At 64.4% G+C, this 9,821-nt stretch carries 9 protein-coding genes; 3 read left to right on the forward strand and 6 right to left on the reverse strand.

Annotated elements, in window-relative coordinates:
- Window positions 1-82 precede the first annotated feature (82 nt).
- From DB032_RS15850 to DB032_RS15860, 3 genes are all read right to left on the reverse strand, one after another.
- Window positions 83-598, reverse strand: coding sequence for a chromate transporter (locus tag DB032_RS15850; protein ID WP_107800328.1), 516 nt, complete (start codon window positions 596-598; stop codon window positions 83-85).
- Entirely contained in the window at window positions 595-1,152 is a 558-nt protein-coding gene (locus DB032_RS15855) for a chromate transporter (RefSeq protein ID WP_107800329.1), read from the reverse strand. The genes DB032_RS15850 and DB032_RS15855 overlap by 4 nt, the downstream gene beginning before the upstream one ends.
- Window positions 1,153-1,247: 95 nt before the next feature.
- The gene (locus DB032_RS15860; RefSeq protein WP_107801931.1) at window positions 1,248-2,126 is read right to left on the reverse strand and encodes a LysR family transcriptional regulator; all 879 of its coding nucleotides are present in this window, start codon (window positions 2,124-2,126) and stop codon (window positions 1,248-1,250) included.
- A gap of 106 nt (window positions 2,127-2,232) precedes the next feature.
- On the opposite strand from DB032_RS15860, the gene DB032_RS15865 reads away from it, so the two are divergent.
- Window positions 2,233-2,832, forward strand: a complete 600-nt coding sequence (locus DB032_RS15865; protein ID WP_107800330.1) for a short chain dehydrogenase — start codon at window positions 2,233-2,235, stop codon at window positions 2,830-2,832.
- A gap of 64 nt (window positions 2,833-2,896) precedes the next feature.
- Here the strand turns inward: DB032_RS15865 and DB032_RS15870 are convergent, their stop codons facing one another.
- The 3 genes from DB032_RS15870 to DB032_RS15880 form a co-directional block, all read right to left on the reverse strand.
- A complete protein-coding gene (locus DB032_RS15870) occupies window positions 2,897-3,613 on the reverse strand; it encodes an ABC transporter substrate-binding protein (protein WP_107800331.1) in 717 nt (238 codons plus the stop codon).
- A gap of 117 nt (window positions 3,614-3,730) precedes the next feature.
- Window positions 3,731-5,695, reverse strand: coding sequence for a DNA topoisomerase IV subunit B (gene parE / locus DB032_RS15875; protein WP_107800332.1), 1,965 nt, complete (start codon window positions 5,693-5,695; stop codon window positions 3,731-3,733).
- Between the two features lie 131 nt (window positions 5,696-5,826).
- Window positions 5,827-6,354 (reverse strand): RNA pyrophosphohydrolase, encoded by a 528-nt coding sequence (locus tag DB032_RS15880; RefSeq protein ID WP_019103838.1) that lies wholly within the window; start codon window positions 6,352-6,354, stop codon window positions 5,827-5,829.
- 198 nt (window positions 6,355-6,552) lie between these two features.
- Here DB032_RS15880 and pssA point away from each other — a divergent pair, with 198 nt between their 5' ends.
- Both pssA and DB032_RS15890 read left to right on the forward strand, forming a co-directional pair.
- Entirely contained in the window at window positions 6,553-7,893 is a 1,341-nt protein-coding gene (pssA, locus tag DB032_RS15885; RefSeq protein WP_107800333.1) for a CDP-diacylglycerol--serine O-phosphatidyltransferase, read from the forward strand.
- Between the two features lie 94 nt (window positions 7,894-7,987).
- A complete protein-coding gene (locus tag DB032_RS15890; RefSeq protein ID WP_107800334.1) occupies window positions 7,988-9,775 on the forward strand; it encodes an ATP-binding protein in 1,788 nt (595 codons plus the stop codon).
- Window positions 9,776-9,821 lie beyond the last annotated feature (46 nt).

Raw genomic sequence — 9,821 nt, forward strand, 5'->3', positions numbered from 1 at the left:
GCGCCCTCCCGAGAAAACCCTGTTCATTATGGCCGCCGCTTAGACGCTGTTCAAAGTCAGCCGCGCTTCATTGAGCCGCTGCTTAGAGCCAGCCCAAGCCGCCCAGCAAAGCGCCGGCCGACAATAGCCACAAGGGATTGATCGCAGTGCGCCACGCCGTCAGCGCCACCGCGCCGCACAGCAGCCAAGCGCCCGCGTCGGCATTGGCCGCCTGGCTCAACAGCCAGGCGCTGGCCGCCACCAGCCCTATGGCCAGCGGCGCCAGTCCCCGTTGGATTGCCCGGGTCAGCGGCGCCTGCTGATAACGCTGCCACCAGCGCGCCACGTAATAACTCAACACCGACGACGGGCCGCAAATGCCGAGCATGCTGACCAGAGCGCCCGGCACCCCGGCCACCTGCCAGCCTATCAGACTGACCACCAGCACATTGGGGCCGGGCGCGGCCTGGGCGATGGCGAACAGCGCGGCGAACTCGCGCGCGTTCATCCAGCCCTGCTCCACCACCAGGCGTTGCAGCTCGGGTATCAGCACATTGGCGCCGCCCACCGCCATCAGCGACAACAAGGAGAACTGCCACAGCAGCGTCAGCAGTATCACGCGCCCTCCTTCGGCCGGTCGCGCCAGGCCAAGCCGATGGCGACGGGCGCCAGCAAGGCCAGCGACCACAGCAAGGGCAGTTGCAAGACGCCCAAGGCGCAGAAAGTCAGCGCCGCCACCAGCGCGCACCACAACTTGCGCTCGATGCGTGCCAGCAGCCGCAGCCCCATCGCCGCGATCAAGCCGGCGGCGGCGGAGGCCAGGCCGTGCAACACATTCTGCACCAGCGGCAGTTGCCGATAATGGCCATAGAAGGACGCCAGCAGCAGCACGATGACCATGGGCGCCAGCAACAGGCCGGCGATGGCGGCCAAGGCTCCGCTCACGCCGTGAAAGCGGCTGCCCACCGCCACCGCGACATTGACGATATTGGGGCCCGGCAGCACTTGCCCCAGGCCCAGCACCACGGCGAAATCCGCCTCGCTCAACCAATGACGGCGCAGCACCATCATCCGGTGCGCCTGCGGCAACACGCCGCCGAAACCGGTCAACCCGATCGAGAAAAAGCCGGCGAACAAATCACGTCGGCTGGGCGTCCGCACATCCGCTTCCATGCCCTTTCCTCTCGCCAAATCAGCCATGCGCCCACGCTACGCCGATGCGCGCCGCAGCTCAAACGAAAATCGCTGACAGGCCCTGTCAATAAAACTCACAGCGCGCCCAGGCGCTCCAGAATGAAGTCTATGAACACACGCAGCTTGGGCAAAGGCCGGCGGTCCTGCAGATAAATCAAATGCATGGGCTTGGGCGGCGGCAAACAGCCCGGCAGCACCTCCACCAGCCGGCCGGCGGCCACATCGTCGCCCAGCAAGGCCTCGGCTTGCAGCACGATGCCGCCGCCGGCCAGCGCCACCATGCGCAGCGCCTGGCCGTGATTGGACTGAAAGCGGCTGGCGCGGGCCCACTCGCCTGCGCCCAGCAATTCCCAGCCGTCGTCCTTGCGCCACAGCGAGAAACCCAGGCAATCATGCGCGGCCAGATCCGCCGGCGTGCGCGGCACGCCCTTGCGCGCCAGATAGGCGGGCGCCGCCGCCACCATCATCCGATAGGGCTGCAAGGGCCGCGCCACCAGGCCGGAGTCCGGCAGCCGGCCGATGCGAAAAGCGGCGTCGTAGCCGTCGGCCACCAAGTCGACCAGTTCGTCGGACAAACTCAGGTCCACGGTGATGTCCGGATAGGTTTGCATGAACTCGGCCAGCAGGCCGGCCAGGCGCAGAGAGCCGAAAGTCACCGAGGCGTTGACGCGCAGCACGCCGCGCGGCGCGCCGCTGATCAGTTCGGCCCCGCTTTCCGCCGCGCGGATTTCCGCCAGAATGGACTGGCAGCGCTGGAAATAGTGCGAGCCCAATTCGGTCAGTTGCTGGCGGCGGGTGGTGCGCGCCAGCAGCCGGCCGCCCAGCCGTTGCTCCAGGCTGGCGATATGCTTGCCCACCATAGGCTGGGACAAACCATGCGCCTCCGCCGCCGCGGTGAAGCTGCCGCGTTCCACCACCGCCACGAACAGCTCCATGCTCAATAGGCGATCCATGCCATTCATAACCCACAGTTTTCAATCTTGTTCATCTTAGCGGATTAATCAAGACGCCGCGCGGGCGCAGAATGGCCGGGTCTTGTACTTGTCCGGGAGATCCCCCATGAAAAAGATTCTCATCGTCGGCGCCCACGGCACGCTGGGCCAGGCTGTCAGCCAGGCGCTGTCCCATCATCAGCTGATCAAGGCCGGCAGCCGCCGCGGCGACACGCTGGTGGACCTGACCGACGGCGACAGCATTCGCGCGCTGTTCGAACGCATAGGCAAGGTGGACGCCATCATCAGCGCCACCGGCAAACTGCATTTCGGCCCCCTGGCGGAAATGAGCGCCGAGCAGTTCCGCGTCGGCCTCAAGGACAAGCTGATGGGCCAGGTGGAACTGGCCTTGATCGGCCAGCACTACCTGAACGCCGGCGGCTCCATCACGCTCACCAGCGGCATCGTCAGCGAGCAGCCCATCCGCTTCGGCAGCAACGCCAGCGCGGTGAACTCGGCGCTGGAAGGCTTTGTCCGCGGCGCGGCGGCGGAACTGGACGGCGGGCGTCGCATCAATGTGGTCAGCCCCAATGTGCTGCAAGAATCCTGGGAGCAGTACCGGGACTTCTTCCCCGGCTTCGAGGCGGTGCCGGCGGCGCGCGCGGCGCTGGCCTATGTGCGCAGCGTGGAGGGCGTGCAGACCGGTCAGACGCTGCGCGTCTGGTGAGCCCGGCGCCTTAGAAACCGTTCAATGTCGGTAGCGCGTCTGCGCTACGGCCTTGAACAGCGCCTTAGTCGTAAATCGTCAGCAATTCGGCCATTTCGCGCCTGCCGGCGGCGGACAGGCAGGCGGCCTTCAGTTTGCCCAGCATCGCGGCGTCGCGCGCCAGCTCGCTGCGCTTGGACACGTAGAGCGCCATCGGTTCGTCGCCCTGCGCGTATTCGGTCAGATTGGGCAGGCTGCCGCCCATCTGCCGCAGCGCGTGGCCGCAGCCGGGACGCACGCACATCATCGCGTCCAGCCGGCCGGCTTGCAGCATGCGAAAACCCTGCGGCATGTCCGACACCTCCACCGGCGCTGCGCCGCTTTGGGCGATAAAGCCGTCCAGGGTATGGGTGCCGCGCAGAACGCCCAGGCTGCGCTGGCGGAACCAAGACGGGCCGATGGGCGACACCAGGCCGCGGCGATGATAGAGCACGGAGATGCGGATAGACGCCGGCCGGCACAACTCCACGGCGAAACGCGAACGCTCCGGCGAGGCGGTCACCAGCGCCAAGGCGTTGCGGCCCTGTTTCAGTTCTTCTATCACCCGCGGCAGAGGCCGGACGTCTTGGGTCAGCGCCAGCCCCGCCTGCCGCGCGACGAAGCGGATGAAACGCGGTGCCAGGCCGTCCTGGCTCGCGCCGTCGCCCCAGGGGCCGATGTCCTGGCTGGAAGAGTGGTAGCCGGCCGCCAGCGCGGGCAACGCCAGCCAGCCCGCCAACAGTCCCCGCCATCGCTTGGCCATGCCTTTCCCCTTGAGTTGAGACGCCGCGCCTAGCCTCACTATAGCCCGCAATGAAAAAGCCCCCGCAAGCAAGGCTCGCAGGGGCTTTCCTTCAAGCGGAACCGCCGACGCGGCCTCTCAGATGTCGGCCTCGACCGCGTTGCCGTTGGCCTCCATCCAGCTGCGGCGGCTGGACGCCTCGCCCTTGCCCATCAGCATGACGAAAGTGGACAGGGTCTGCTCCAGTTCGCCGACGCGCACCCGCACCTGCGACAGCCGGCGGGTGTCCGGATTCATCGTGGTGTCCTTCAACTGCTCCGGGTTCATCTCGCCCAGGCCCTTGAAGCGGGAAATGCTCCAGGCGTTTTCTCGCACGCCTTCGCTGCGCAGCCGGTCCAGAATGGCCGTCATCTCGCCTTCGTCCAGCGCGTACAGCTTGCGCGGAGGACGATGCTTGCCCTGCCCCGGCACGTCCACGCGGAACAGCGGCGGCTGGGCCACGTAGATGTTGCCGTTTTCGATCAGGCGCGGGAAATGGCGGAAGAACAGCGTCAGCAACAGCACCTGGATGTGGGAGCCGTCCACGTCGGCGTCGGACAGGATGGCGATCTTGCCGTAACGCTGGCCGGACAGGTCTGGACGGTCGTTAGGGCCGTGCGGATCCACGCCGATGGCCACCGAGATGTCGTGAATCTCGGCATTGGAAAACAGCTGATCCTTGTCGGTTTCCCAGCTGTTGAGCACCTTGCCGCGCAAGGGCAGGATGGCCTGGTATTCCTTGTCGCGCGCCAGCTTGGCGGAACCGCCGGCGGAATCGCCCTCCACCAGGAACAGCTCGTTGCGATCAATGTCCTCGCTCTCGCAATCGGTCAGCTTGCCGGGCAGCACCGCCACGCCGGAGCCCTTTTTCTTTTCCACCTTCTTCACCGACTTCAAGCGCGACTGCGCCTGGCGTATCGCCAGCTCGGCGATTTTCTTGCCGGACTCCACGTTCTGGTTCAGCCACAGTTCCACCGGATCGCGCGCCAGGCCGGAAATCAGCTTCAAGGCGTCGCGGCTGGTCAGCTTGTCCTTGGTCTGCCCCTGAAACTGCGGGTCCAGCACGCGGGCGGACAATACGAAGCGCACGCGGCTCCACACATCCTCGGCCATCAGCTTGACGCCGCGCGGCAGCAGATTGTGGTGATCGATGAAGCTCTTCACCGCGTCGAACACGCCGGCGCGCAAGCCGGCCTCGTGAGTGCCGCCCACCGGGGTCGGAATCAGGTTGACGTAGCTTTCGCCGCTGGCGCCGTCTTCGAACCAGGCCATGGCCCACTGCGCGCCTTCGCCCTTGGCGAACTGCTCGTGATCGTCGCCGATATAGGCTTCGCCGGCGAACAAGGGCGCCACCGGCTCGTCGCCGTTGCACAGTTCCGCCAGATAGCTCTTCAAGCCCTCCGGGTACTGCCAGACCTTGACTTCGTCGCCGCTGGGGCGCTCCACCACCAGGGTGACCGCCACGCCGGGCAGCAACACCGCCTTGGCGCGCAGCAGACGCTCCAACTCCGGCAAGGAGTAGCGCGGGCTTTCAAAATACTTGCCGTCCGGCCACACCCTGACCCGGGTGCCGCTGGTGCGCGGGCCGCAATCCGCCACCCGAGCCAGCGGCTCGATGACGTCGCCGCCGGAAAACACCAGGCGGTGCACGCCGCCCTCGCGCTTGACCTCCACCTCCAGCCGGGTGGACAGCGCATTGGTCACCGATACGCCGACGCCGTGCAAACCGCCGGAGAAGGCGTAGGCGCCGCCGTCCTTCTTGTTGAATTTGCCGCCGGCGTGCAAGCGGGTGAACACCAGTTCCAGCACCGGCACGCCTTCTTGCGGATGCAGGCCAACCGGAATGCCGCGGCCGTCGTCTTCCACCGACAGCGAGCCATCCTGATGCACCGTCACCGCGATCTTGCGCGCAAAGCCGCCCAGCGCCTCGTCGGCGGCGTTGTCTATCACTTCCTGGCAAATATGGGTGGGGTCGGTGGTGCGGGTATACATCCCCGGCCGTTCCTTGACCGGCTCCAAGCCTTTCAGCACCCGTACCGACGACTCATCGTATTGTTGCGTCATGTTTGAATCTTGTTGCTCAGCAAATTACGCCAAACGCCGCGGCCACGGCCGCGGCGCAAAAAAAGACAGCGGGCCAGGCCCGCCGTGTCGCTTCGAGGCCGCGCGCGCAGACGCCGCCGCCCGGCGGCGCGTCAATGCGGCTCCTGGGCGCGGCCAAGCCGGGCCAGATAGGCCTCCCGACTCTCCACCCCGCGCAGGAAGCGCGACAACTCGGCCAGCGCGCGCTCGTACACCTCGCGCTTGAACTCGATCACCGCGTCCACCGGCGCCCAGTATTCGTTCCAGCGCCAGCCGTCAAACTCCGGGTGGCTGCTGGCGCGCAGGCAGACATCGCACTCGCGCCCCACCAGCTTCAGCAGAAACCAAATCTGCTTCTGCCCCTTGTAACTGCCGCGCCACTCCCGACGCACCCAATTGGTGGGCACCTCGTAGCGCATCCAGTCGCGGGTGCGTCCCAGTATTTTCACATGTTGCGGCAGCAAACCCACCTCTTCCAGCAGCTCGCGATACATCGCGGCTTCCGGACTTTCGCCTGGCTTGATTCCGCCTTGCGGAAACTGCCAGGAATGCTCTCGCACTCGCTTGCCCCAGAACACCTCATTTTTGCCGTTGATGAGGATGATTCCGACATTGGGGCGGTATCCGTCCCGGTCCAGCATTGGAAAACCTGCAATTCATCTAGTTGAACGAATTTTTGCACATTTCGCCCCGCCTTGCCATGGACTCTATCGCCGGCCCGGCAAAGGCCCGACTTCGTCCGGAACTGCGCTGGCGCAAGGATTGCGCAGGCGCGGACTCCCCCAAGAGGCGAAAACGATGCTACGATTCCACGATTAAACGTCAAACCCAACGCTTACATGGCATTTCTGCTAAAAAGATCGTTGCTGGCCCAGCTGCCCAAGCTTCGCCTGCAAGCCGACGCCATCACCACCCTGCACCAGACCGCCGACTTCCGTCTTAGCCTGCTGGAAGCGATCGCGCAGGCCCGGCACCGCATTTATATCGCCGCGCTCTATCTGGAGCACGACGAGGCCGGTCAGGAAGTGCTGGACGCGCTGTTCGCCGCCAAACAACGCCAGCCCCAGCTGGACATCCGCGTGATGGTGGACTGGCACCGCGCCCAGCGCGGGCGCATCGGCGAGAGCCAGGACAGCTGCAACGCCTCCTGGTATCGGGCCCAGGCGCTGCGGCACAGCGTTGACGTGCCCGTCTACGGCATTCCGGTGCAAACCCGCGAGTTGTTCGGCGTGCTGCACCTCAAAGGCCTGATTGTCGACGATCAGGTGCTGTACAGCGGCGCCAGCATCAACAACGTCTACTTGCACAAGCTGGACAAATACCGTTTCGACCGCTACCACCTGATCCGCAACCAGGCGCTAGCGGACGTCATGGCCGACTATATGCACGAGCAGTTCTTCAACGACCCCGCCGTCTTCCGGCTCGACAAGCCGGCGCCGGCCACCCGCAGCATCCGCAAGGAAATCCGCGCCTTCCGCGACAAGATCAGCCATAGCCAATACCGGATTGAAAACCAGGCCGGCGCGGAAGACGAGCTCAGCGTCAGCCCGATTGTCGGCATCGGCAAGGGCAACGCGCTCAACCGGGTGATTCTGGAACTGATTGCCAACACCCGCAGCTCGCTGTTCATCTGCACCCCCTATTTCAACTTTCCGCGGCCGGTGGTGCTCGCCATCAGCAAGGCGCTGCGCCGCGGCGTGCAGATCGACATCGTCGTCGGCGACAAGACCGCCAACGACTTCTACATTCCGCCCAGCGAGCCCTTCCGCGTCATCGGCGCGCTGCCCTATCTCTACGAAATGAATTTGCGCCGCTTCGCCAAGCGCCAACGCCATTACATCGGCACCGGCCAGTTGCGCGTGCACCAGTGGAAGGACGGGGACAACACCTATCACCTCAAAGGCATGTTCAGCGACCAGCGCCACATGCTGCTGACCGGCAACAACCTCAATCCGCGCGCCTTCCGCCTGGACATGGAAAACGCCTTGCTGATCAGCGACCCCAAGGCCGAACTCAAGCACCAGAACCAACAGGAACAGGAAAACATCCTGCGCCACAGCCGGCAGCTGCTGCACTACCGCGAACTGGAAGACGTGCGCACCTATCCCGAGCAAATCAAAAAGCTGCTGACCCGCCTGAGCCGCGTGCGCATCGACCGCATGCTCAACCTGATGCTGTAAACGGTTCAAGGCGCGCTAAAACGCCGCCGTTCCCCGCCGGCATCGGTCCATATGCTAAAAAGATGAAAACGCTTAGCAAAACATGGAGCCCCCGATGCCGGCCATCAAGATCGACACCCAAAACCTGAGCATCAGCCGCGATCTGTCGGAAAAGTGGCAGCAGGTGCTGGATCTGCTGGCCAAAATCGTCGACATCCCCGCCGCGCTGATCATGCAAAAGCAGGCTCCGCGCATCAAGGTCTTCCTCTCCAGCCATAGCCAGGGCAACCCCTACGAAGAAGACGAGCTGGCCGACCTCGACACCGGCCTGTATTGCGAGACCGTGATGAGCAGCCGCAGAGAGCTGCTGGTGCCCAACGCCTTGAAAGATCCGGACTGGGATCACAATCCCGACATCAAGCTGGGCATGATCTCCTACCTGGGCATGCCGCTGATCTGGCCCAATCAGGACGTGTTCGGCACCATTTGCGTGCTCGACCGGGCCGAAAACCCCTATAGCCAGACCCACAAACAATTGCTCGGCCAATTCCGCGCCATGGTGGAGCGCGATCTGCACCAGGTGTATCACGATCAGGCCAGGGAACAGGAAGACGCCATCCTGCGCGCGGACGAGGCCGAGCGGGTCAGGCGGGAGTTCGAATCTTTGCGAGCCGGAGAGCAAAAAGCGCTGCAGGCGCTGCGTGAAAGCGAGGAGCGCTGGCATTTCGCGCTGGAAGGCGCCGGCGACGGCGTCTGGGACTGGAATATCGCCGGCGACACTGTCTTTCTGTCCTCCCGCTGCCGACAACTGCTGGGGCTGGACGAGCGGGACAGCGAGGCGTTCAAGCTGTGGCAAACCGGCATTCACCCCGACGACCTGCCCGAGGTCGAGGCCACAATCAGCCGCTACCTGCGCCAGCCGGAAGGGTCTTTCACCTCGGAACACCGTTTCCGCGCGCAAGACGGCTGGATATGGCTGCTGAGCCGCGGCATGGTGGTGGGCCGCGACGAGCAGGGACGGCCCTCGCGCATGATAGGCACCTACTCCGACATCAGCCGGCGCAAACAGGCGGAATCCGAGCTGCAGCAACTCAACAGCCACCTGGAAGAACGCGTCGCCAAGCGCAGCGCCGAGCTCAAGCAAGCCATGCAGCAAATCAGCATCGCGGAAAAACAGACTGCGCTCGCCCGCATGGTCGCCGGCATGGCGCACGAATTGAACACCCCGATAGGAAATATCCTGCTCAGCGCCTCGGTCTTGCACGCGGACCTCAGGTCCATCATTCAAGCCGATGAAGCCAAACAGCTCTCGCGCGGCAATCTGCAAGATTTTCTGCGCAAGACAGTCGAAACCAGCGAACTGCTACAAAGAAACAGCGAGCTGGCCGGCGACCTGATCGGCCGCTTCAAGCTGATCGCCTCCGATCAACTCACGCAGCCCAAGCGCGCCTTCAAGCCCGCTCAAACCCTCGCCCAACTAACGCGAGCCTTGCTGCCGCCGGAGCACTATCCGGACATCCGACTGACGCTGGAAGCGCCGCAAGATCTGCAAATCGAGAATTATCCAGGCGCTTTAGAGCAACTCCTGTCCCACTTGATCGCCAACAGCCTCGCCCACGGCTTTGACGGGCATGATCGCGGCCATATCGACATCCGGCTGCAAGCGCAGGAAGATGCCCTGCTGCTCTGCTATTCAGACAACGGCAAGGGCATCGAGCCGGAGCTGCAACACAAGGTGTTCGACCCCTTCTTCACCACGCAAATGGGACAAAGCGGCTTGGGACTGGGGCTGGCCATGGTGCACAACATCGTGCACACCATCCTGAAAGGCGACATCCGGCTGGACAGCGCGCTAGGACAAGGCGCTAGCTTCACCATCCGCTTCCCGCCCAACCAACGCTGAGGCCACCAGGCGAAAATCCATAAAAAAAGCCTCCCTTTGGGGAGGC

It is taken from the genome of Chromobacterium sp. Panama, from assembly GCF_003052555.1.
In the GTDB taxonomy this organism is placed as follows: Bacteria; Pseudomonadota; Gammaproteobacteria; order Burkholderiales; family Chromobacteriaceae; genus Chromobacterium.

What these genes read in the sequence shown, in the direction of transcription:
- DB032_RS15860 (WP_107801931.1), bottom strand. Translation starts at nt 2,126, where the DNA reads ATGGATCGCCTATTGAGCATGGAGCTGTTCGTGGCGGTGGTGGAACGC.
- parE (WP_107800332.1), bottom strand. Translation starts at nt 5,695, where the DNA reads ATGACGCAACAATACGATGAGTCGTCGGTACGGGTGCTGAAAGGCTTG.
- DB032_RS15880 (WP_019103838.1), bottom strand. Translation starts at nt 6,354, where the DNA reads ATGCTGGACCGGGACGGATACCGCCCCAATGTCGGAATCATCCTCATC.
- DB032_RS15865 (WP_107800330.1), top strand. Translation starts at nt 2,233, where the DNA reads ATGAAAAAGATTCTCATCGTCGGCGCCCACGGCACGCTGGGCCAGGCT.
- DB032_RS15870 (WP_107800331.1), bottom strand. Translation starts at nt 3,613, where the DNA reads ATGGCCAAGCGATGGCGGGGACTGTTGGCGGGCTGGCTGGCGTTGCCC.
- DB032_RS15855 (WP_107800329.1), bottom strand. Translation starts at nt 1,152, where the DNA reads ATGGAAGCGGATGTGCGGACGCCCAGCCGACGTGATTTGTTCGCCGGC.
- pssA (WP_107800333.1), top strand. Translation starts at nt 6,553, where the DNA reads ATGGCATTTCTGCTAAAAAGATCGTTGCTGGCCCAGCTGCCCAAGCTT.
- DB032_RS15890 (WP_107800334.1), top strand. Translation starts at nt 7,988, where the DNA reads ATGCCGGCCATCAAGATCGACACCCAAAACCTGAGCATCAGCCGCGAT.